Annotated in this window: 22 protein-coding genes; 11 read left to right on the top strand and 11 right to left on the bottom strand. The window is 60.7% G+C overall.

Annotated features, from left to right (window positions below):
- Positions 1-113: 113 nt before the first annotated feature.
- The 7 genes from ACOI7Z_RS04690 (at position 114) to benD (ending at position 6,368) form a co-directional block, all read left to right on the top strand.
- Complete coding sequence (locus ACOI7Z_RS04690; protein WP_170927813.1) at positions 114-1,277, top strand: muconate cycloisomerase family protein; 1,164 nt, start codon at positions 114-116, stop codon at positions 1,275-1,277.
- 19 nt (positions 1,278-1,296) lie between these two features.
- A complete protein-coding gene (catC, locus tag ACOI7Z_RS04685; protein ID WP_023289855.1) occupies positions 1,297-1,587 on the top strand; it encodes a muconolactone Delta-isomerase in 291 nt (96 codons plus the stop codon).
- A gap of 68 nt (positions 1,588-1,655) precedes the next feature.
- Positions 1,656-2,582: a catechol 1,2-dioxygenase gene (gene catA / locus ACOI7Z_RS04680; RefSeq protein ID WP_087848826.1), complete on the top strand. Its 927-nt coding sequence runs from the start codon at positions 1,656-1,658 to the stop codon at positions 2,580-2,582.
- Between the two features lie 109 nt (positions 2,583-2,691).
- The gene (locus ACOI7Z_RS04675) at positions 2,692-4,074 is read left to right on the top strand and encodes a Rieske 2Fe-2S domain-containing protein (protein WP_087848769.1); all 1,383 of its coding nucleotides are present in this window, start codon (positions 2,692-2,694) and stop codon (positions 4,072-4,074) included.
- Positions 4,074-4,559, top strand: coding sequence for a benzoate 1,2-dioxygenase small subunit (gene benB, locus ACOI7Z_RS04670; RefSeq protein ID WP_023289852.1), 486 nt, complete (start codon positions 4,074-4,076; stop codon positions 4,557-4,559). Before ACOI7Z_RS04675 ends, benB begins: the two co-directional genes overlap by 1 nt.
- A 9-nt stretch (positions 4,560-4,568) precedes the next feature.
- Positions 4,569-5,585 (top strand): benzoate 1,2-dioxygenase electron transfer component BenC, encoded by a 1,017-nt coding sequence (benC, locus tag ACOI7Z_RS04665; protein ID WP_032453013.1) that lies wholly within the window; start codon positions 4,569-4,571, stop codon positions 5,583-5,585.
- 9 nt (positions 5,586-5,594) lie between these two features.
- Positions 5,595-6,368 (top strand): benzoate diol dehydrogenase BenD, encoded by a 774-nt coding sequence (benD, locus tag ACOI7Z_RS04660; protein ID WP_065881635.1) that lies wholly within the window; start codon positions 5,595-5,597, stop codon positions 6,366-6,368.
- On the opposite strand, the gene yddG is transcribed toward benD, so the two are convergent.
- On the bottom strand, positions 6,365-7,243 hold the full coding sequence (gene yddG / locus ACOI7Z_RS04655) for an aromatic amino acid DMT transporter YddG (protein WP_032453011.1): 879 nt from the start codon (positions 7,241-7,243) through the stop codon (positions 6,365-6,367). The two genes, benD and yddG, sit on opposite strands and share 4 nt — an antisense overlap.
- Positions 7,244-7,468: 225 nt before the next feature.
- Here yddG and fdnG point away from each other — a divergent pair, with 225 nt between their 5' ends.
- From fdnG to fdnI, 3 genes are read left to right on the top strand one after another with little or no spacing between them, the layout of a single operon-like run.
- Positions 7,469-10,516 (top strand): formate dehydrogenase-N subunit alpha, encoded by a 3,048-nt coding sequence (fdnG, locus tag ACOI7Z_RS04650; RefSeq protein ID WP_101978305.1) that lies wholly within the window; start codon positions 7,469-7,471, stop codon positions 10,514-10,516.
- Positions 10,517-10,527: 11 nt separating this feature from the next.
- Positions 10,528-11,409, top strand: a complete 882-nt coding sequence (gene fdxH / locus ACOI7Z_RS04645) for a formate dehydrogenase subunit beta (protein ID WP_087848770.1) — start codon at positions 10,528-10,530, stop codon at positions 11,407-11,409.
- Positions 11,402-12,058: a formate dehydrogenase-N subunit gamma gene (gene fdnI, locus ACOI7Z_RS04640; protein WP_023289846.1), complete on the top strand. Its 657-nt coding sequence runs from the start codon at positions 11,402-11,404 to the stop codon at positions 12,056-12,058. The genes fdxH and fdnI overlap by 8 nt, the downstream gene beginning before the upstream one ends.
- Positions 12,059-12,153: 95 nt before the next feature.
- On the opposite strand, the gene ACOI7Z_RS04635 is transcribed toward fdnI, so the two are convergent.
- From ACOI7Z_RS04635 to ACOI7Z_RS04620, 4 genes are all read right to left on the bottom strand, one after another.
- The gene (locus ACOI7Z_RS04635; RefSeq protein ID WP_226327374.1) at positions 12,154-12,426 is read right to left on the bottom strand and encodes a CcdB family protein; all 273 of its coding nucleotides are present in this window, start codon (positions 12,424-12,426) and stop codon (positions 12,154-12,156) included.
- Entirely contained in the window at positions 12,426-12,614 is a 189-nt protein-coding gene (locus ACOI7Z_RS04630) for a hypothetical protein (RefSeq protein WP_050533435.1), read from the bottom strand. Before ACOI7Z_RS04630 ends, ACOI7Z_RS04635 begins: the two co-directional genes overlap by 1 nt.
- 178 nt (positions 12,615-12,792) lie before the next feature.
- Entirely contained in the window at positions 12,793-13,611 is an 819-nt protein-coding gene (gene ppk2 / locus ACOI7Z_RS04625) for a polyphosphate kinase 2 (RefSeq protein ID WP_023289843.1), read from the bottom strand.
- A gap of 86 nt (positions 13,612-13,697) precedes the next feature.
- Complete coding sequence (locus tag ACOI7Z_RS04620) at positions 13,698-14,135, bottom strand: VOC family protein (RefSeq protein WP_086075907.1); 438 nt, start codon at positions 14,133-14,135, stop codon at positions 13,698-13,700.
- Between the two features lie 278 nt (positions 14,136-14,413).
- Here ACOI7Z_RS04620 and araJ point away from each other — a divergent pair, with 278 nt between their 5' ends.
- Positions 14,414-15,568 carry an MFS transporter AraJ gene (gene araJ, locus ACOI7Z_RS04615; RefSeq protein WP_065881644.1) on the top strand — a complete coding sequence of 385 codons (1,155 nt, stop codon included), beginning with the start codon at positions 14,414-14,416 and terminating at the stop codon, positions 15,566-15,568.
- Positions 15,569-15,574: 6 nt separating this feature from the next.
- Here the strand turns inward: araJ and ACOI7Z_RS04610 are convergent, their stop codons facing one another.
- From ACOI7Z_RS04610 to ACOI7Z_RS04585, 6 genes are read right to left on the bottom strand one after another with little or no spacing between them, the layout of a single operon-like run.
- Positions 15,575-16,666, bottom strand: a complete 1,092-nt coding sequence (locus ACOI7Z_RS04610) for an alkylhydroperoxidase domain protein (RefSeq protein WP_087848771.1) — start codon at positions 16,664-16,666, stop codon at positions 15,575-15,577.
- A gap of 9 nt (positions 16,667-16,675) precedes the next feature.
- A complete protein-coding gene (locus ACOI7Z_RS04605; protein ID WP_170927814.1) occupies positions 16,676-17,662 on the bottom strand; it encodes a putative FMN-dependent luciferase-like monooxygenase in 987 nt (328 codons plus the stop codon).
- Positions 17,662-19,278 (bottom strand): dipeptide ABC transporter ATP-binding protein, encoded by a 1,617-nt coding sequence (locus tag ACOI7Z_RS04600; RefSeq protein ID WP_087848773.1) that lies wholly within the window; start codon positions 19,276-19,278, stop codon positions 17,662-17,664. The genes ACOI7Z_RS04605 and ACOI7Z_RS04600 overlap by 1 nt, the downstream gene beginning before the upstream one ends.
- Positions 19,275-20,123 carry an ABC transporter permease gene (locus ACOI7Z_RS04595; protein ID WP_050533438.1) on the bottom strand — a complete coding sequence of 283 codons (849 nt, stop codon included), beginning with the start codon at positions 20,121-20,123 and terminating at the stop codon, positions 19,275-19,277. The genes ACOI7Z_RS04600 and ACOI7Z_RS04595 overlap by 4 nt, the downstream gene beginning before the upstream one ends.
- Positions 20,120-21,064: an ABC transporter permease gene (locus tag ACOI7Z_RS04590; RefSeq protein ID WP_087848774.1), complete on the bottom strand. Its 945-nt coding sequence runs from the start codon at positions 21,062-21,064 to the stop codon at positions 20,120-20,122. The genes ACOI7Z_RS04595 and ACOI7Z_RS04590 overlap by 4 nt, the downstream gene beginning before the upstream one ends.
- Before the next feature lie 10 nt (positions 21,065-21,074).
- On the bottom strand, positions 21,075-22,697 hold the full coding sequence (locus ACOI7Z_RS04585; RefSeq protein ID WP_087848775.1) for a TIGR04028 family ABC transporter substrate-binding protein: 1,623 nt from the start codon (positions 22,695-22,697) through the stop codon (positions 21,075-21,077).
- Between the last annotated feature and the right edge of the window lie 33 nt (positions 22,698-22,730).

The raw sequence follows: 22,730 nt of genomic DNA, 5'->3' as shown, positions 1-22,730 counted from the left end.
ACATTATTAACCGCCTTTTAACAAACGTGCCGATAATCGCACAACATTTCGATTATCGCCGTTGACCACCCGCCAGACCGAACCCTATTGTCAATGGCACAGCCCTCCCCGTTATGGATGTGGGTACAAAAAGTTATACATCTCATCAGGAAGCGAAAATGACTGCCACCGTAGAAGGTATTGAGAGCTGGATTGTGGATGTCCCAACCATCCGGCCACATAAATTGTCGATGACCACCATGGGATGTCAGACGCTGGTGATCGTGCGCCTTACTCGCTCCGACGGCATCTGCGGCATTGGCGAGGCCACCACCATCGGCGGCTTGAGCTATGGCGTCGAGAGCCCTGAGGCTATCTCGTCGGCGATAACGCATTACCTGACGCCGCTGCTGCTGGGGCAACCGGCCGATAACCTGAATGCGCTGACCGCCCGCATGAACAGCGCCGTTAAAGGCAACACCTTTGCGAAGTCCGCCATCGAAACCGCACTGTTGGATGCCCAGGGCAAAGCGCTGGGCCTGCCGGTGTCGGCGCTACTCGGCGGGGCGCTGCAAACGTCCTTGCCGGTGCTGTGGACGTTAGCCAGCGGCGATACCGCAAAAGATATTGCCGAAGGGGAAAAATTGTTAGCAGAGGGCCGCCATCGGGCGTTTAAGCTGAAAATTGGCGCCCGCGAATTAGCTACCGACCTGCGCCATACCCGCGCCATTGTGGAAGCGTTAGGGGATCGCGCCAGCATCCGCGTCGACGTCAACCAGGCCTGGGACGCCGCGACCGGCGCGAAAGGCTGCCGCGAGCTGGCGGCGATGGGCGTCGACCTCATCGAACAGCCGGTCAGCGCCCACGACAACGCGGCGCTGGTGCGGTTGAGCCAGCATATTGAAACCGCGATCCTCGCCGACGAAGCGGTAGCCACTGCTTACGATGGCTATCAACTGGCGCAGCAGGGCTTTACCGGCGCCTACGCGCTGAAAATAGCCAAGGCCGGCGGACCGAACAGCGTACTGGCGCTGGCTCGCGTCGCCCAGGCGGCGGGGATTGGCCTGTATGGCGGCACCATGCTGGAGGGGACCGTGGGGACTGTCGCCTCGCTGCACGCCTGGTCGACGCTGCCTCTGCAGTGGGGCACCGAGATGTTCGGCCCGCTGTTGCTGAAAGACGATATCGTCAGCGTACCGCTCTCCTTTGCCGACGGCGAGGTGGCGCTCCCGCAAACCCCGGGTCTTGGCGTCGAGCTGGATGAAGACAAACTGCGTTTTTACACCCGCCAGGCGTAGCGGGTAACAGGAGAAACACATGCTATTTAAAGTGGAGATGACCGTGAATATTCCGCTTGGTTTTCCCGTCGCCGAAGCGGAGGAAATAAAGCAACGCGAAAAAGCCTATTCACAACAATTACAGCGGGAAGGCAAATGGCGACATATCTGGCGCGTCGCCGGTCTTTACGCCAATGTCAGTATTTTCGATGTCAACGATGCCGAAGAGTTACATCAAATATTAATGGGATTGCCGCTGTATCCTTTTATGGATATTCGCGTCGAGGCGCTGTGCCGTCATCCCTCGTCTGTTCGTGACGACGATAGCTAATAATAATAACACCTGACCTCATGCCGGGGTGACCCGGAAATACCCTACAACGATAAGAGAGAATAATGATGAGTAATGCTTTTGTACAACAAGAAGCCGTGCAGAAATTATTACGTGAAGGCGCGGGTTTACATGTCCCTGGCGGTAACGAACGTTTTAAAGCCATTATTCACCGTCTGCTGGAGAATATCTGTACGCTGATCGACGACTATAACGTCACCGAAGAAGAGTTCTGGCATGCGGTGAACTATCTGCATGTGCTGGGCGGCCGTCAGGAGGCGGCGCTGCTGGCGGCGGGACTGGGTCTGGAGCATTTCCTCGACCTGCGTCAGGACGCCATTGACGCGGCGGCGCACCGGGAAACCGGCACCCCGCGCACCATCGAAGGGCCGCTGTATGTGGCCAATGCGCCGCTGGCCGACGGCCACGCCCGGATGGATGATGGCGCCGACGCCGGGGAAGTGATGTGGCTGCATGGCCAGGTCAACGATACCGAGGGCCGGCCGGTGGCCAACGCCATTGTCGATATCTGGCACGCCAATACCCTCGGCAATTACTCCTTCTTCGACCCGAGCCAGAGCGAATACAACCTGCGCCGGCGGATCCGCACCGGCGCCGATGGCCGCTACAGCGTGCGCAGCATCCTGCCTTCCGGCTACGGCTGTCCGCCGGATGGCCCGACGCAGAAGCTGCTGGATCGGTTAGGCCGCCATGGCAACCGTCCGGCGCACATTCACTTCTTCGTCTCCGCGCCGGGGCATAAACATCTCACCAGCCAGATCAACCTCAGCGGCGATAAATACCTGTGGGATGATTTTGCCTTTGCCACCCGCGACGGCCTGATTGCCGACCCGATCAAAGTGACGGACCGCGAGACTATCGCGATGCGCGACCTTGAGGGAGAGCACACTGAGGTCTGTTTTGATTTCACCCTGTGTAAAGCGCTCAGCGCCGACGAAGAGCAGCGCGGCGCCCGCCTGCGCGCCAAAGCGTAATCTGCTGTAACGGCCCCGGGCACGCGGTTGCCCGGGCCAGACATTGCACCTGAAAGCAAACAATTCACCCGGTTTCTTTCATCCTGAATACTGCAGGAGGGACTGACTCATGCAAAAAACGCTATCAGCGCTTAAAGACAAAATTAACAATGCCTTAATTGTCGATCGTGAAAACCATATTTACCGCTGCCACCGTTCGATATTTACCGACCCGCAGCTGTTTGAATTTGAAATGAAGCATATCTTTGAAGGTAATTGGGCGTTTCTCGCCCATGAAAGCCAAATAGCCGAACCGGGGGATTATTATACCCTGACGCTGGGACGTCAGCCGGTCATTATTACCCGCGATAAAAAGAATGAGCTGCATGCGTTAATTAACAGCTGTGCCCATCGCGGCGCCATGTTATGTCGACGGAAAACCGGGAATAAAAACTCATTTACCTGTCCGTTTCACGGCTGGACCTTCAGCAATAATGGCAAACTATTAAAAGCTAAAGATGAAAGCACCGGCGGCTATCCTGACACCTTCAAACAGGCAGGATCGCACGACCTGCAAAAGCTGCCGCGTTTTCAGTCCTATCGCGGTTTCTTATTCGGTAGCCTCAATGCCGACGTGCAGCCGCTGGAAGCCTATCTCGGGGAAACCTGCAAAATCATCGATCTGATCGTCGACCAGGCGCCGGAGGGGCTGGAGGTGCTCAAGGGATCGTCGAGCTATGTGTACGAGGGCAACTGGAAGCTGGGCGCAGAGAACGGCGCTGATGGCTACCACGTGAGCGTGGTGCACTGGAACTATGCCTCCACCATGTCGCGGCGCAACTATGAAGCGGAAGGCACCCATGCGGTGGACGCCAACGGCTGGTCAAAAAGCCTCGGCGGCGGCTACGGATTTGATAACGGCCATATGCTGCTGTGGACCCGGGCGCTGAACCCGGAGGTGCGCCCGGTGTATGCCCACCGCGAGCGCCTGCAGGCGGAATTCGGCGAACTCCGCGCCGACCAGATGGTCAATGAAACCCGCAACCTGTGCCTGTACCCCAACGTCTATCTGATGGATCAATTCTCCACCCAGATCCGCGTCATTCGTCCGCTGGCGGTGGACAAAACCGAAGTCACTATCTGGTGCTTTGCTCCGAAGGGGGAATCCGACCAGGCGCGGGCCCTGCGCATCCGCCAGTACGAGGATTTCTTTAACGTCAGCGGGATGGGGACCCCGGACGACCTCGAAGAGTTCAGCGCCTGTCAGCGCGGCTATCTCGGCGAAAACCTGGCGTGGAGCGATCTCAGCCGCGGCGCGCTGCGCTGGGTCGACGGTCCGGATGAGCATGCGCAGCACGCCGGATTTCATCCGCGCTTAAGCGGCGTGAAATCGGAGGACGAGGCGCTGTATATCGCCCATCACCATCACTGGCAGACGCTGATGCTGGCGGCGATTGAACAAGAGCAGCAGCGCTATGACCAGTCGATCACCCAGCGCGTGGAGATGGTCTGATGCTGAACCTCGAACAGGTACGCCAGTTTCTCTATTACGAAGCCCGTCTGCTGGATGATCGTCAGTGGGATGAATGGCTCAGCTGCTACAGCCCGCAGGTCGTCTACTGGATGCCGGCGTGGGGCGACGATGACCAGCTGACGCGCGACCCGCAAAAAGAGATTTCGCTGATCTACTATCCCAACCGCGAAGGGCTGGAGGATCGCGTCTACCGCATTAAAACCGAGCGGTCCGGGGCCAGCACGCCGGAGCCGCGGACCACCCATATCATCAGTAACGTCGAGCTGCTGGGGGAGAACGATGAAGGGTTGGAGGTGCGTTACAGCTGGGTGACCTGGAGCCACCGCTATCAGCACACCGACGCCTTTTTCGGCGCCACCTGCTGCACGCTGACCGAGCAGGACGGCAGACCGCAGATCGTGCGCAAAACCGTGCGCCTGAATAACGATTATATCCGTCAGGTGATCGACGTTTACCACATTTAAGAGGCGCTTATGACCTTCACTATTGCTCTTAATTTTGAGGACGGTATTACCCGCTTTATTCAATGCCATGCCGGAGAGAAAGTCCTGGATGCCGCCTATCGGCAGAAGGTGAATTTGCCGATGGACTGCTCGGACGGCGTGTGCGGCACCTGCAAATGCCACTGCGCCAGCGGGGAATACGCTCTCGGCGACGAGTATCTCGACGAAGCGCTAAGCGACGAGGAAGCGCAGGCCCGCCAGGTGCTGACCTGTCAGATGGTGCCCACCAGCGACTGCGTTATCGATGTGCCAGTGGCTGCCGCCCAGTGTAAAACCGCCCTGACGAACACCGGGGCGCAGGTGCGGCAGGTGAATTGTCTGTCCGATACCGCCGTCGAGCTGGTGGTCGCCCTCGATGAACCGCTGGACTTCCTGGCGGGGCAGTACGTCAACATCCAGGTGCCAGGCACGCCGCACGTTCGCGCCTATTCCTTCAGCTCCCGCCCAGGCTCGGCAGAAGGACGTTTCCTGATCCGTAACGTGCCCGGCGGCATGATGAGCCAGTGGTTAACCCGGCAGGCGCGGCCCGGCGATCGCCTGATCCTCAGCGGCCCGATGGGCAGCTTCTATCTGCGCCATGGCGAACGTCCGCTGCTGATGCTGGCCGGCGGTACCGGGCTGGCGCCGCTGCTCTCCATGCTCGAGACTCTGCAGGCGCAGAACAGCTCGCGCCCGGTGACCCTGCTGTATGGCGTCACGCGCGACGGCGACCTGGTGAAGACCGAGGCGCTGGAGGCATTCCGTCAGCAGTTAACCCACTTTCGCTGGCTGCCGGTGGTGGCAGAGGAAAACAGTGCCTGCCCGCAGCGCGGCTTTGTCACCGATCATCTTGACGACGCCATGCTGAATAATGGCGAGGTCGATATCTATCTTTGCGGCCCGCCACCGATGGTCAACGCGGTCGCCACGGCGCTGCGCGAGCGAGGGATCGCCCCGGCGGGCTTCTGGTACGAGAAATTTATCGCCAGCCAGAGCGCGGCGGCATAAGGAGGTAGTATGCGTTTTCGCGATAAAGTGGTCGCCATCACCGGCGCGGCCCAGGGCATTGGCCGCCAGACCGCGGAGCAGGCGGCTGCGGAAGGCGCGGCTCTGCTGCTCATCGATCGCGCGCCCTGGGTGCGCGAGCTGGCGGCGACCCTGGCGCAGTCCGGCAGTCAGGTGCTGGCGCTGGAGGCGGACCTGGAACAGTGGTCGAGCGCCGAGCAGGCGTTTGCCGACGGGGTCGCGCATTTTGGCCGCATCGATGTGCTAATCAATAACGTCGGGGGGACTATCTGGGCGCGGCCGTTTGCCGAATACCAGCCGGACCAGATTGAGAAAGAGATCCGCCGCTCGCTGTTTCCCACCCTGTGGGGCTGCCGCGCGGCGCTGCCCTGGATGCTCAAGCAGGGCAAAGGCAGCATCGTCAACGTCTCATCGGTGGCGACGGCGGGGGTCAACCGGGTGCCTTACTCGGCGGCGAAAGGCGGCGTCAATGCGCTGACCCGGTCGATTGCCATGGAGTACAGCGGCAGCGGCATCCGCATCAATGCGGTCGCGCCGGGCGGGACGGAGGCGCCGCCGCGCCTGACGCCGCGTAACGACGAGCAGCCCGGTGAGCAGGAGAAGGCGTGGTATCAGCAGGTGGTCGATCAGACAGTGGCCAGCAGCCTGATGCACCGCTACGGCACGCTGGCGGAACAGGCGAACGCGATCCTGTTCCTCGCCAGCGATGAGGCTAGCTATATCACCGGCGTGACCCTCCCGGTGGCGGGCGGCGATCTCGGCTAACGGCGGGTCGCGTACCAGCAGAGCAGGGAGCCGAGACACACCATCCCGGCCCCCTGCCAGAAGGGCCACGATAGCGCGGCGCTAAGCAGGATCGCCGCCAGCGCGGAGGAGAGCACCGGCGTGAAGTAGGAGGCCGCCGCCAGCAGGCTGACGTTGCCGTGGAGGATCCCCACGTTCCACGCGGCGTAGGCCAGACCGAGCGCCACCGCTACCGTCAGCAGCTTGATGCTGACCGGCCAGCTAAAGACCATCGGCGGCTGCGGCGTGGCGAGAAACTTCAGCCACAGCGTCAGCGCGGTTAACAGGACGAACAGGGTAATGGCATTTTTGCCGCGGGCATATTTGGCCGTCACCGTGCAGTAGGCCGCCCAGATAAAGGCGCCGATAAAGGCCAACAGATAGCTGAGCGGACTGGAGATGACGTTGCTGATAATCTCGTCCAGCTGCAGGCCATGCTCACCCCCCAACACCCAGCCGACGCCAAGCAGGGCGAGAAGCAAACCGGGGATCACCAGCCAGCTGCTTTTCTGACCATTAAACAGGATGGCGAACAGAATGGTCAGGCTGGGCCACAGGTAATTGACCATCCCCACTTCAATGGCCTGCTGACGACTGGCGGCATAGCCCAGGGATAGCGCGAGGCAGATTTCATAGCTGACGAACAGCGCGCTGCCGGCCAGCAGATAGCGGCGCGGGATCTGGCGCAGGTTAGGGAAACCGACGGTAAAAATCAGCAGCAGGCCGCTGAGGCTGTAAATCATCGCCGCGCCGCCGACCGGTCCCAGTCCTTCGCTGACGCCGCGAATCAATCCGACCATGGTGCTCCATAAAATAATGGCGGCGAAGCCGATGGTCGTGGCTCTCTTTTTCTCCATGCTTATCCTGAGGGTTACGCAAATGCAGCCGGCATATATATCATCTTTTTACCGCCGCGGGGCGAAATTTTCCGCCATGGGTAACCCCTAGGGATTAGTGAAAACGGCCGCGGCTGGCGATTAAGGGGGCGTTGGTTTTGCTCCTTGATTTGACGCAAATTTTCCCGGGATTTTGCTGTTAGTTTCCTCCGCGCGATGAATCAACATCCTGCATGGAGGAATGCAATGGACGTCAGCCGCAGAAAGTTCTTTAAGATCTGCGCAGGCGGTATGGCCGGAACCACAGCTGCCGCCCTGGGCTTTGCCCCCAAAATGGCGCTAGCTCAGGCACGCAACTACAAATTGCTGCGTGCGAAAGAGATCCGCAACACCTGCACTTACTGCTCCGTTGGCTGCGGGCTATTAATGTATAGCCTCGGCGACGGCGCGAAAAACGCCAAAGAAGCGATTTACCATATTGAAGGGGATCCGGACCATCCGGTGAGCCGCGGCGCGTTATGCCCGAAAGGCGCCGGCCTGCTGGACTATGTCCACAGTGACAACCGCCTGCGCTACCCGGAATACCGCGCGCCGGGATCTGATAAATGGCAGCGACTCTCCTGGGATGAAGCCTTCAGCCGCATCGCCCGGCTGATGAAAGCCGACCGCGACGCCAACTTTATGGAAAAGAACGAACAGGGCGTGACGGTTAACCGCTGGCTTTCCACCGGCATGCTGTGCGCTTCGGCAGCAAGTAATGAAACCGGCATGCTGACGCAAAAATTTGTGCGTTCGCTCGGCATGCTGGCGGTAGACAACCAGGCACGCGTCTGACACGGACCAACGGTAGCAAGTCTTGCTCCAACATTTGGTCGCGGTGCGATGACCAACCACTGGGTGGATATCAAAAACGCGAACGTCGTGGTGGTGATGGGCGGCAACGCCGCGGAAGCCCACCCGGTGGGATTCCGCTGGGCGATGGAAGCGAAAAACAACAACGACGCCACGCTTATCGTTGTCGACCCGCGCTTTACGCGTACGGCGTCGGTGGCGGATATCTATGCGCCGATTCGCTCCGGTACCGACATTACCTTCCTGTCGGGGGTGCTGCTGTACCTGATCGAACATAACAAAATCAATGCCGAGTACGTGAAGCACTACACCAACGCCAGCCTGCTGGTGCGGGATGATTTTGCCTTCGAAGAGGGGCTGTTCAGCGGCTATGATGCGGACAAACGCCAGTATGATAAATCGTCCTGGAACTACCAGTTCGATGAAAACGGCTACGCCAAACGCGATGAGACGCTCAGCCATCCGCGCTGCGTGTGGAACCTGCTGAAGCAGCACGTTTCCCGTTACACGCCGGAGGTGGTCGAAAACATCTGCGGTACGCCGAAAGCGGACTTCCTCAAGGTGTGCGACGTGCTGGCCTCAACCAGCGCCGCCGATCGCACCACCACTTTCCTGTATGCCCTGGGCTGGACGCAGCACACCGTCGGCGCGCAGAACATTCGCACCATGGCGATGATCCAGCTGCTGCTCGGCAATATGGGCATGGCCGGCGGCGGCGTGAATGCCCTGCGCGGTCACTCTAACATTCAGGGACTGACCGACCTTGGCCTGCTGTCCACCAGCCTGCCGGGCTACCTGACGCTGCCTTCTGATAAGCAGCCGGATCTGCAGACGTATCTGACGGCCAACACGCCAAAAGCGACCCTGCCGGACCAGGTGAACTACTGGAGCAACTACCCGAAATTCTTTGTCAGCCTGATGAAGTCCTTCTACGGCGAGGCGGCGCAAAAAGAGAACGACTGGGGCTTTGAGTGGTTGCCAAAGTGGGACCAGGCTTACGACGTGATCAAATACTTCAACATGATGGATAACGGCAACGTCACCGGCTATATCTGCCAGGGCTTTAACCCGGTGGCGTCGTTCCCGGACAAAAACAAAGTGGTTCGCAGCCTGAGCAAGCTGAAGTATATGGTGGTTATCGACCCGCTGGTCACCGAAACCTCGACCTTCTGGCAAAACCACGGCGAGTCGAACGATGTCGACCCGGCAGCCATTCAGACCGAAGTCTTCCGCCTGCCGTCCACCTGCTTTGCCGAAGAGGACGGTTCGATCGCTAACTCTGGCCGCTGGCTGCAGTGGCACTGGAAAGGTCAGGATGCCCCAGGTGAAGCACGTAACGACGGCGAGATCCTGGCCGGGATTTACCATCGTCTGCGCGAACTGTACCGCACCGAAGGCGGTAAAGGCGCTGAGCCTCTGCTGAAGATGAGCTGGCGCTATGAACAGCCGGATCGCCCCGAGTCTGAAGAGGTCGCGAAAGAGAACAACGGCTACGCGCTGGCAGATCTTTACGATCAACATGGCGCTTTGCTGGCGAAAAAAGGGCAACTGCTCAATAGCTTCGCGCTGCTGCGCGATGACGGCACCACCGCGTCGTCTTGCTGGATCTACAGCGGCAGCTGGACGGAGCAGGGCAACCAGATGGCGAACCGCGATAACGCCGACCCGTCGGGTCTGGGCAATACGCTGGGCTGGGCCTGGGCGTGGCCGCTCAATCGCCGGGTGCTCTATAACCGCGCGTCAGCCGACATCAACGGCAAGCCGTGGGATGCGAAGCGGATGCTGATCCAGTGGAACGGCAGCAAGTGGGTCGGGAATGATATTCCGGACTTCAATACCGCGCCGCCGGGGAGCAACACCGGGCCGTTTATCATGCAGCAGGAGGGGCTGGGTCGTCTGTTCGCGCTGGATAAGCTGGCGGAAGGGCCGTTCCCGGAACACTACGAGCCGATGGAAACCCCGCTTGGCACTAACCCGCTGCACCCGAAGGTGGTCTCCAGCCCGGTGGTGCGTGTGTATGAAGAGGACGCCATTCGCTTAGGTAAGAAGGATAAGTTCCCGTACGTCGGGACCACCTATCGTCTGACCGAACACTTCCATACCTGGACCAAGCATGCGCTGCTCAATTCCATCGCGCAGCCGGAACAGTTTGTCGAAATCAGCGAAGGGCTGGCAAAAGCGAAAGGCATCGCCAACGGCGACCGGGTAAAAGTCAGCAGCCAGCGCGGCTTTATTCGCGCGGTGGCGGTGGTGACGCGCCGTCTGCAAACTCTCAACGTCAACGGCCAGCAGGTGGAGACCGTCGGGATCCCGCTGCACTGGGGTTTTGAAGGCGTGGCTCGCAAAGGCTATATCGCTAACACCCTGACGCCGAACGTCGGCGATTCCAACTCGCAAACGCCGGAGTACAAGGCGTTTCTGGTCAACATCGAGAAAGCGTAAGGAGCGATTCAATGGCGATGGAAACACAAGACATTATTAAACGCTCCGCGACCAACCCGATCACGCCCGCGCCGCGCGCGCGGGACCATAAGGCGGAAGTCGCCAAGCTTATCGATGTCTCCTCCTGCGTGGGCTGTAAAGCCTGCCAGGTGGCCTGCTCCGAGTGGAACGACATCCGCGATGAGGTGGGGCACTGCGTCGGGGTGTACGACAACCCGGCGGATCTCAGCGCTAAATCCTGGACGGTGATGCGCTTTAGCGAGACCGAACAGAACGGCAAACTGGAGTGGCTTATCCGTAAGGATGGCTGTATGCACTGCGAAGAGCCGGGCTGCCTGAAGGCCTGCCCGTCCGCCGGGGCGATTATTCAGTACGCCAACGGCATCGTCGATTTCCAGCAGGAAAACTGCATCGGCTGCGGCTACTGCATTGCCGGCTGTCCGTTTAACGTCCCGCGTCTCAATAAAGAGGATAACCGGGTCTATAAATGCACCCTGTGCGTGGACCGGGTCAGCGTCGGTCAGGAACCGGCGTGCGTGAAAACCTGTCCGACCGGCGCGATCCACTTCGGTACGAAGAAAGAGATGCTGGAGGTGGCCGAGGAGCGGGTGGCTAAGCTGAAAAAACGCGGCTATGCCAGGGCCGGGATTTACAACCCGCAGGGCGTCGGCGGCACCCATGTGATGTACGTCCTGCATCATGCCGACCAGCCCGAGCTTTATCACAAGCTGCCTGCTGCGCCGAAGATTGATACCTCGGTGGAGCTGTGGAAAGGGATCCTGAAGCCGCTGTCGGCGGCGGGCTTTATCGCTACCTTTGCCGGGCTTATCTATCACTACATCGGTATCGGGCCAAATAAGGAAGTTGACGACGAGGAGGAGCATGATGAGTAAATCGAAGATGATAGTGCGCACGACCTTTATCGATCGTGCCTGTCACTGGACGGTGGTGATCGCTTTCTTCCTCGTGGCGCTATCGGGTATTTCGTTTTTCTTCCCGACCCTGCAGTGGCTGACGGAAACCTTCGGTACCCCGCAGATGGGGCGTATTCTGCACCCCTTCTTCGGAGTGCTGATTTTTATCGCCCTGATGTTTATGTTCGTGCGTTTTGTCCATCACAACATCCCTGATAAACAGGATATCCCCTGGCTGAAAGGCATTGTGGAGGTGCTGAAAGGCAACGAGCATAAAGTGGCGCGGGTCGGTAAATATAACGCCGGGCAAAAGATGATGTTCTGGACCATCATGAGCATGATTTTTGTGCTGCTGGTGACCGGCGTGATTATCTGGCGTCCCTGGTTTGCCCACTATTTCCCGATTCAGGTGATTCGCTACAGCCTGTTAATTCACGCGACGTCGGCCATTATTCTGATCCACGCGATCCTTATCCATATGTATATGGCGTTCTGGGTGAAGGGGTCGATTAAGGGGATGATTGAAGGCAAGGTCAGCCGCCGTTGGGCGAAGAAACATCACCCGCGCTGGTATCGCGATGTGGAACGTCTGGAGGCGATCAAAGAGAGTCGCGAAGGGATGAAGTAAGCCGTCTGGCCAGGAGGCCCGCTCCAGTTTTGCTGGAGCGGGTTTATGTGTTAGTGATTAATGCGTCCATCGCTGATATCACGGTCGTTCTTTCTTTAGCCAAATTGCAGATAAAAATATTTTTTATCCAGCCTTTGCTTTGCCACGCTGGTGATTGCCGGCGCGTTGATGAACAGTTTCTCAAACTCCATATTAATAACCGGGGCGGCAGCATGATAATGGCCGGTCAAATGAGAATGATAGCTCAGCGGCACAATTAAACGTGTGCCAAGGTCATTAAAATAATCATGTTGGATTACCATTAAATAAGGTTGAAACGCATTGGTTCTCGATGATGGGTTACGAAAAATATCAAATTGTGCCGCCATTAAATCCCTCCGAAAAAAGGATCCTCTGACAACAACCCTGCACGGGCAGTGAACTCATTCAGTGCCTTAATGAATTCCTGGTCTTTTCGGCGTTTGTCCGCATCGACGATGGTAAGTGACTGGTTTTGCGGGTTAAACGTTGTTGTGCGATCGCGATTCTGTGACTTGTTAACGGCATTCTGTTTCATTATCTGCTCCTTGTTGTTGGCGAGCTGATTATCACGCGGTGTGCGATGAAAAGAAATACCTGGTTCGGATTTGTTTTTTATTTTGCGAGACAACTTCCAGAGGAAAGCAACCGCATGAAATATTCATGGTTATGGTAATAAACCCGGCGCTGGCATTAACCAGCGCGGCGGGAAATAATCAGAACTTCTCCGGAATAAAGCGGAAGGGGAAATTGGTCTGTTTCATTTTGCCCATTTTGCGCTTCGGCAGCGTGACATGCTCCACTGGCAAGGCTTCGTAGGGGATCTGTGACAGCAGGTGGGTGATGATATTCAGACGCACTCGCTTTTTATCTTCGGAGCGGGCGACGAACCACGGCGCCCAGGCGGTGTCGGTGGCGGCGAACATGGCGTCGCGGGCAGCGGTATATTCATCCCAGCGGTTGAAAGACTTGATGTCCATCGGCGAGAGCTTCCAGATCTTGCGCCCGTCGTCGATGCGATCCCGCAGGCGCCGCTCCTGCTCCTGCGGAGAGACCTCCAGCCAGTACTTGAGCAGGATAATGCCCGACTCGACCATGCCGCGCTCCACCATCGGCGCGCCGTCGAGGAACTTCTGCACCTCCTCCGGGGTACAAAAGCCCATCACCCGTTCGACGCCGGCGCGGTTATACCAGCTGCGATCGAAAATCACGATTTCGCCAGCCGCCGGGAGGTGCTTGATATAGCGCTGAAAATAGAGCTGACTTTTCTCGCGTTCGGTGGGCGAGGGTAAGGCGACGACCCGGAAGATCCGCGGACTGACGCGCTCGGTGATCGCCTTAATCGTGCCGCCTTTGCCGGCGCCGTCCCGGCCTTCAAAGACGATGCATACCTTCAGCCCTTTATGCACCACCCAGCGCTGCAGTTTTACCAGCTCAACGTGGAGCTTGCGCAGCGCCTTCTCGTACGCTTTATTGTCGAGCGGGGCGATCTTCACCGCCGCGTCGACAGGATGACCGCTTTTCTTATTACCCATCGCCATGCTCCGTGTTGCCGAGGTATCCCTTTGAAGTGTAATCCTTCACTGGCGTGGCGGTGGAAAATATTCGCGCCCGGGACGGGCTAGCGGGCGTTCCCCGCGGCAATGACTTCCAGCCCCACTCGCTGCCCCCATGACAGCTCCAGGGTGTTACCGTCCGGGTCGGCAAAGAAAGCGAAATAGCCCACAGGATCGCCCAGCTGCTCCGGTTCCCGGCGCAGAACGCCTTCCCGCCGCGCCTGGGCGACCTTCTCATCGATCTCCGCCTGGGTGGCGCAGGCGACGCCGAGATGGCCGAACGGACCCAGCGGCGTGTCGGCAGGGTCATCACTTTGCACCAGCACCAGGGCGAAAGGTCGGGTGCGATCGCTGAGCCACGCCACTTTACGCGCCGAGGGGAGGTTGGGTTCGCGCTGGTGAATAACGGTCATCGCCGTGTAGCGGGTATAAAAATCGATGCTGCTGGCCAGACAGCGGACGGTAAAGGCGACATGGGTAAAGCCAACATCAACATTTTGCATGGATGATTCTCCCGAGGTGAACGATGTCTCGACTTTACAACCTCAAGTTAACTTGAGATCAATCCACGATGTGTCCCTGCGTGCCCACCAATTTTTACAGGGGATTATCCACCGCCAGGCGCCTCTGCCGCCAGCAGGACCGCCAACGGTGGCGCTGGCGAGCGCATGAACGAATCAGGCCGTTGTATGGAGGATACTGTCGTCGGGCGTTTTTAGCTGGTGTGGCGAGGCGGGATGGTCAATAATGCCGGCCGTCTCTCAATACCCCTATAAGATGTATGAAAAAAACGATTTTTTCACTGGCGCTGGGCACTTTCGGACTCGGCATGGCGGAATTTGGCATTATGGGCGTGCTGCCGGACATGGCGCGCGATGTCGGGATTTCAATCCCCGCCGCCGGCAATATGATTGCCTGGTATGCCTTCGGCGTGGTCATCGGCGCGCCGATCATGGCGTTGCTCTCCAGCCGGTTTTCGTTGAAATCGGTGATGCTGTTTCTCGCCGCCCTGTGCATTCTCGGCAATACCCTGTTTACCTTCTCCAGCAGCTACGCCATGCTGGCGCTTGGCCGGCTGGTTTCCGGGTTTCCCCACGGGGCTTTCTTCGGCGTGGGGGCGATCATCCTGTCGAAAATCGCGCCGCCGGGGAGGGTGACCGCCGCGGTGGCGGGGATGATCGGCGGTATGACGGTGGCTAACCTGGTGGGCGTTCCCGGGGGCACCTGGCTTGGGCATCATTTTAGCTGGCGCTATACCTTCGCGCTTATCGCGGTGTTTAACATCGCGGTGTTTATGGCCATCTTCTGCTGGGTCCCTACGCTGTATGATCGGGCCACCACCCGGCTGCGCGAGCAGTTCCGTTTCCTCGCTTCCCCGGCGCCGTGGCTGATTTTTGCCGCCACCATGTTCGGCAACGCCGGGGTGTTCGCGTGGTTCAGCTATATCAAGCCCTTTATGCTCAACGTTTCCGGCTTTGCCGAAAGCCGGATGATGCTGATTATGATGCTGGCGGGGCTGGGCATGGTGGTCGGCAACCTGTTCAGCGGCAAAATTTCCGGGCGCTACAGTCCGCTGCGCATCGCGGCCATCACCGACGGGGCGATCGCTGTGACGCTGCTGCTGATCTTTGCCTTCGGGGAGCATAAAATCGCTTCGCTGACGCTGGCGTTTTTCTGCTGTGCCGGGCTGTTCGCCCTGTCGGCGCCGCTGCAGATCCTGTTGCTGCAGAACGCCAAAGGCGGCGAGATGCTGGGGGCGGCAGGGGGGCAGATCGCCTTTAACCTCGGGAGCGCCATCGGCGCCTTCTGCGGCGGAATGATGATTGCCCAGGGCTTCGGCTGGAACAGCGTGGCGCTCCCCGCCGCCACGCTGTCGTTTCTGGCGATGAGCGCCTTGCTCATCTACGGCCGCCATCAACGCCGACAGGCTTGCTAACGATGCTTACTCACGCCAGGGCTCGCCGAGCGTCAGCATCAGCCGGTTGGCCCAGGCGAAAAAGGCCGCTGACTGCAGCAGATCCAGCTGGGCCAGAGTATCTAAGCCCTGTTCATCAAGCGCTGCCAGATGGCTGGCATTCAGCGCGGGCGGCGTCACCGATAGCGCGGCGGCGGCGTCGATTTCCGCCTGCCAGCGCGGCGACTGCCCGCCGCGCAGATCCTCTCCCGGCGTCACTGCCAGCAGCGTGTCGACGGCAGTCTCGTCCTTCGCCAGCTGCGCCGCTTTGCGGGCATGCACCGAGGCGCAGTAAATACAGCCGTTGATTTTACTGGCCACCGTGGCGGCCAGTTCACGTTCGGCGCGCGGCAATCCCCCCGGGGTATAGAAAATGCCTTTATCGGTCAGCGTCCGCTGCTCCAGCACCGGCTGGTTGCGCGCCAGCAGGCGGAAGTAGGGCGAATCGCTATGGCCATATTTGGCCAGAATCGCCTGTTCTTCAGCGCTAAATTCCGCCAACGGTTTATCCGCCAGCCAGGGTTCCCAGTGCAGCTCCTCGCGGGTGAAGCGCACCGGGGCCGCTTTGCCGCTCTGCGCGTGCGGGGTGGTGTGCCAGTACCCGGCCACCACCGGCGTGTCGGCGCTGACGATGGGCTTGTGGTTGAGCGCCCGCAGACCCAGCAGCAGGCGGCTCTGGAAGCTGACAAAGGCCACCAGCTGCGCCAGGGTGACGATGCCCCGCAGGCTCCAGCCCGCGTTTGTCAGCGCCTGCAGCGCGCCGGGTGTCGCTTCGACGGGGGTGAAGGTCAGCAGGCGGGCAAAGGCCAGCGCCGGAACCAGACGATCCGTGGTCGGATCGGCCAGGCCGAAGCCGGCATAGTGCGCCGCCAGCGCGTCCGCCTGATGGAGCTTCGCCACCTTTGCCGCCACGGCGAAGCGTTCATCGAGGGGAAAGTCGGCGTCCTGCTGGCTGAACAGCACTTCATAACTTCCCTGCGCATGTCGGGTAGCGGCATCGCGGACTGCGCGCGCCTGGTCGAGCGGGGAACCGGCGGCGATCTCCGCCAGTTCGGCCAGAATATCCTGACTCAGCGTCATGGTGACTCCTTATCTGATGTGGGGGGCAATATGCTGAGCGATCAGCTCAATGGAACGCAGCGTATCCCGGTGCGAAGGCTCCACCGAGTGCACCTGGAACGAAACATCGGTGGCGCGGGCCAGCACGCTGTCCTGCGCCAGGGAGGCAACAACATGCTCAGGATCGCCCACGTGGGCATCCAGCTGTTGCAGATAGTCAGTGACACTGTCACCTTCTATCAGATGACCCGCAGCCCGGTACTGTGCAGCCTGCTTGCGCAGGCCGGGTTCGGCGATCTGCAGGGCGTTGGCGTGACTGTCGGCGACGAAGGCGGTGCGCGAAGCGAGGATCCGCGGCGCAACGCCGTCCGGCAGCGCCGCCAGGTAGGCGTCGACGATCGGGTTCTGAATGGCGTCCAGCGGCAGGCGCGGCTCACCGGGCGGCCGGGGCTGCGTGCGCGACAGCATCAGCCCGTGCCCCGCCTGACCAGCGCGGATGGCGCCTTCCACCGAGAAGGTGGCGATCCAGATGCGCGCCGCCAGCTGCGGCGCGGGCGGATAGAGACGGTTGTCCGGGTGGCTGAGGGTGTCGCCGCGCCAGGCGCTGTGGATCAGGTGCAGATGGTCGGCAAACACCGCCCCGCGCTGCTCGCTGGTCAGGCCGAAGGGCAGAAACGACGTTGGCGTGCCGCCGGAACCAAATCCCACCTCCAGACGCCCGTCGGTGAGTAAATCCAGCACCGCCGCGTCTTCGGCGACGCGCAGCGGATTTTCCATGGGCAACGTGATAATCGCTGTGCCGAGGCGAATGCGGTCCGTCTGCGCCGCCACGTGGGCGAGAAACACCAGCGGGGAAGGCAGGCCGCCTTCCTGTTCATGAAAATGGTGCTGGGCAATCCATGCGCTGTCGAAGCCGACGCGCTCCGCGTGGCGGATCTGTTCGGCCGCCAGCCGGTAGCGCGTTTGTGCGGAGCCCTGATCGAGCAGACGGGTAAAAAAGCCGAGGCGTTTAGGCATTATGCGTTCTCCATGTGGGCCTGAGCCAGGCGTGGGGAAACCTGGGGAATGGCGGCGATCAGGTCGCGGGTGTAGGCCTGCTGCGGGGCGGCGAACAGGCGCCCAACGTCGCCATGCTCCACCACCTGACCGGCGCGCAGCACTGTGACGCTGTCGGCAATCCGCCTCACCGTCGCCAGATCGTGAGTAATGAACAGGTAGCTCAGACCAAGCTGCTGCTGTAGCTGCTGCAGCAGGGCGAGGATCTGCGCCTGAACGGTGACATCGAGCGCCGAGGTCGCTTCGTCAAGAACCAGTATCGCCGGCTCGAGGATCAGTGCCCGGGCAATCGCCACCCGCTGCCGCTGGCCGCCGGAAAGCTCCCGCGGCGTCCGCGACAGTAGCTCCGGGGCCAGCGCCACCCGGGCGGCGACGCTCTCCACACGCTGGCGACGCGTCGCCGCGCTGAGGCGCTCAAAGTTTTTTAACGGCTCTTCGATAATCGCAAACAGCGTCTGGCGCGGGTCGAGCGAAGCAAAGGGGTTCTGGTAGACGAACTGGATTTTGCGCCGCAGCTGACGCTGCGCCTCCCGGCTGAGATGCCCGGCGTCAATACCGTCGATGGTCACCTGTCCGGCGTCGGCGCGCTCGAAGCCCAGCAGGATCCGCGCCAGGGTGGTTTTCCCGGAGCCGGATTCGCCCACCAGCGCATGGGTGCAGCCGCGTTTGACCTCAAAGCTGACGCTGTCGAGCGCCTGCAGGGCCTGTTTGCCCAGCGAGAAGCGTTTGCTGATCCCTTCGACGCGAATGGCCGGCGTGGCCAGCGGACGGTGACGATCCGCCGTCAGCCTCAGCGGCGCGTCCTGCAGATCGTGGAGCAACTGGCGGGTGTAAGGGTGCTGCGGACGCCGGATAATCGCCTCGGTGGCACCCTGTTCCTGAATCTCGCCCTGGCGAAACACCATGATCCGGTCGGCGCGTTCGGCGGCCAGCGCCAGATCGTGAGTGACAAACAGCACGGCGGTTCCCGACTCGCACCGCAGGATGTCGAGCAGATCGAGAATGCGCTTTTGCACCGTAACGTCGAGGGCGCTGGTGGGCTCGTCGGCAATAATCAGATCCGGCTGCAGGGCGATGGCGATGGCGATCAGCACCCGCTGTTTCATCCCGCCCGACAGCTGATGCGGGTACTGGTCAAAACGCTGTTCCGGGTGGCTGAGCCCGACTTTAGCGAGCAGGTTGAGAACCTGCTGCCGGCGTTCGGCGGCGGAAAGGGACTGATGCAGCCGCAGGATCTCTTCCACTTGCTGACCAATGGTTTTTACCGGATTAAGCGAATTGCCGGGGTCCTGCGGCACCAGGCTGATGCTCACCCCGCGCAGGCGGTTCAGGCGTTTTGCCGACCAGTCGCTAATCACTTCGCCATTGAGGATAATCCGCCCGGCGTCGCGGCGGGCGTTATCCGCCAGCAGGCCGATAATGGCCTGCGCGGTCGTGGTTTTCCCCGAGCCGGATTCACCGACGAAGGCCAGCATTTCGCCGCGCTGAATGGAAAAGCTGACGTTATGCACCACTTCGCGCCATTCACCCCGCGACCGGTAGCTGATGCGCAGATCTTCAACAGACAGAACGTTCATGGACGTACTCCACTCCACTGGCGGCTAAGACGATTGGCGGCAAGGACCACCGCGACCACGGCGAGGCCGGGAAAGGTGGTCAGCCACCAGGCGGTCGACAGGTAATTACGACCTTCGGCGATCAGTAATCCCCACTCCGGGACCGGCGGCGGGGTGCCGTAGCCAAGGAAGCTGAGGGTGGCCAGCGCCAGCATCGCCTGACCAAACTGCAGCGTGGCGAAGGCGAGTACCGCGGTGAGCGAGTTGGGCAGGATATGACGCCAGAAGATGGCGAGAAAGGTGCCGCCGCTGCCCCGGGCCGCCTCGACGTAATCACTGTGGCGCACGCGCACCACCTCCGCACGCGCCAGGCGCGCGAAGCTGGCGATGGCCGCCACGCCGACCGCCACCGCCGCATTTACCGTGCCAAAACCCAGCAGAATGATCACCGTCAGCTGCAGCAGCAGGGAAGGGATAGCCAGCAGGACATCCACCAGGCGCATGATGGTCGATTCCACGCGGCCGGCCAGCGCCCCGGCGAGGGTGCCAAGGGCGGTGCCCACCACCAGACCGATGGCGACGGCGATCAGCGCCGCCGACAGAGAATGTACCGCGCCGTAAACCACCCGCGTCCACAGGTCGCGGCCCAGCTGGTCGGTACCCAGCCAGTGGTGCGCCTGTGGCGCCAGGCGCTGAGCGCCGGGGATCCCTTCCAGCGGGTTAGCGGAGGTAAACCACTGTGGGGCAAGGGCCATTAACAGGGCGGTGATCATTACCGCCCACGCCAGCCACAGGCCTGGCTGGAGACGCACTTTGCGCCACTCCGGGCGGCGGCGAACCGCGATGGCATAGTCGACCAGGCTCATTTCGCACCTCCGGTCTGTAATTGGAGTCGGGGATCCAGCCGCGGCATGACCAGGTCGACCAGCAGGTTGATCAGGACGAAACCGAGAGCCGAAATCATCACCACCGCCTGCAGCACGGCGATATCCTGGTTATTCACCGCCTGCTGGGTCAACTGGCCGAGGCCGCTGCGGCCGAAGACGGTCTCGGTGATCAGCGCCCCGGCAATCAGCTCGCCCAGCAGCAGCCCGGCTATATTCAGCGCCGGCAGCAGGGCGTTACCCATCACATGGCGCCAGAGGACGCCGGTCTCGCTCATTCCCTTGGCGTGGGCGACCGCGACGAAGGGCTGAACCGCCACCTGATCCATGCTGCGCATCAGGATCTGCGCCAGCGGGGCGGAGATGGGCAGCGCGACGGCGATAACCGGTAAAATCAGCCCCTCCAGCGGACCGGGGTTAATCACCGGGATCCAGCGCAGCTGAAACGAAAAGAGCTGGATCAGCGCGATACCCAGCCAGAAGGTGGGCAGCGAAATAAACAGCACCGGCAGCGACTGCAGGAGGTTGCTGAGCCAGCGCAGCCCCGGCAGACGTGAGGCGAAAGCGAGGGCAAACGCCAGGATCACGGCCAGCAGGAAGGCCGGCAGGGCGAGGCTTAAGGTATCCGGCAGGTTGCTGGCAATCAGGCTACTGACCGCCAGACCCGCCTGCAGGGAATAGCCAAAGTCGCCGTGCAGCATCGCCAGCAGCGTGTGCAGGTACTGGCGCCACAGCGGGCTGTCGGCGCCGTAGGCCAGCCGCATGTCGGCGATTTGCGCCGGGCTCAGACCGAGGTCCGGGTTCTGAAACTTGATCAGCACCGCATCCCCCGGCAGCACCTGCAGCAGGAAAAAGGTGAGGGTAAACGCCGCCCACAGGACCAGCAGCCCCTGGCCGAACCGTCGCAGAAGATAAGCGCTCATATCCGGCCTCTTAGTGTTTATCCAGCCAGGCGCCGTAGAACGACGGACGCCCGACGGCTTCGAAGCTGACGCCTTTCACCCACGGCGCGCCGGCGAACACCTGCGGCTCTTCGAAAATGGGGATCACATAGGCGTTATCGATCAGATAGCGCTGGGCATCGCCGGTTAACTGCAGGCGCTGCTGCGGCTCCACCGCCGCGGAGATGCCGGTCAGCAGGTCGTTCAGCTTATCATCGCGGAAGTGCTGCACTTTATCGCTGGAGCCGCCTTTCTGCAACAGCGCGTCACGGTTGTTAGGAAAGAACATGCTTTTTACTACATCCGGGTCGGCGCGGCCCACTTCCGAGACGGTGAGCGGGGTTTTCTGCGGGTCGAGGTTGTCGAGCGTACGGCTGCCGGCGTCCCCGGCTTTGACCGTTAACGCTACCCCCACCTGGCGCCATTGCTGGGCGATCAGCTGCAGCACTTCTTTATTCTGCGGCTGGGGGAGCGACTCATAGACCGTCAGCGCCAGCCGCTGCCCGTCTTTGCTGCGAATGCCGTCGGCGGCGGGTTTCCAGCCGGCCTCATCCAGCAACTGCCGGGCTTTGGCCTGGTCGAAGGTGAGCTTATCGCTCAGATTGACATAGCCGGCGGCGGAGCTGGCCAGCACGGAGGTGGCTTGCGGGTAGTTAGCGGAGAACAGCGTCTCCACCACCTGCCGGGCGTTGGTGGCATGGAGCAGGGCCTGGCGCACCCGCAGGTCGGCGACCAGTGGGTTATCCGGGCGGAAGCTCAGGCTGTCGTTGACCCCGCGGGTAGGCGCGGCGTAGACCGTAAATCCCTGATCGGTCGCCTGCTTTTCATCGTAGGCCTGCACCTGGCGAATAAAGCCCGCCTGGCCCGCCAGCAGCGCGCCGATGCGCACGCTGTCTTCCGGGGTCACGATATAGGTGATGCCGTCGAGGTTAGCGGGGCCCTGCTGGGCGATGTTTTTCGGCCCCCACTGATAATCCTTGCGCGCCACCAGCGTCAGCTCGCGGCCCGGTTTTTCATCCTGCACCACGAAGGGACCGGAGCCGATGATGTGCCGGGCATCGCCCAGCTCCTCGAAATTGCGCTGCAGGGTGCTGAGGGAGACCAGGCCGGAGCCGATGGTGGCGGTCCCCTGCAGGAAGCCCGGCGACGGCTTGTTGAAGTAGAATTTCACCGTCAGCGGGTCGATCACTTCGCTGCGCTGGTAGTTATTGATCACCTCCGAGACGGGCAGGCGATGGGCTTTATCCCCCAGCCCATAGGTGTCGAAGTTTTTGGCGACCACGGCGGCGTCCAGCGGCGTGCCATCCGAGAAGGTGACCCCTTTTCGCAGGTGGAAAGTGTACTCGGTTTTATCGGCATTGCTGGTCCAGCTTTCGGCGATCCACGGCTCAATCTCCAGCGTTTTCGGGTTCTGCCAGGTCAGCTTGTCGGTGATCTGATTGAGTATGCCGCCATTGGGATAAAAGCCGCCGGCGGGTGGATAGAGATTGGTGTGCGGTTGCTGCTCCAGATAAATCAAGGTACCGCCTTTAACCGGCGTGTCGGCGGCCCAGACGGAAAAGGCGCCGGAGAGAAACAGCGCGGCCAGCGCGGGCAGGCGAAAATGACGATGCATGGTGAATTCCTTTGTTATCTATTGTGTTGCCAT

The sequence above is a fragment of the Klebsiella sp. C283 genome (assembly GCF_048822555.1).
GTDB classification, from domain to species: domain Bacteria; phylum Pseudomonadota; class Gammaproteobacteria; order Enterobacterales; family Enterobacteriaceae; genus Klebsiella; species Klebsiella quasipneumoniae.
Note: the sequence above shows the minus strand (reverse complement) of the source record. Positions and strands in the feature narration are given on the sequence as shown.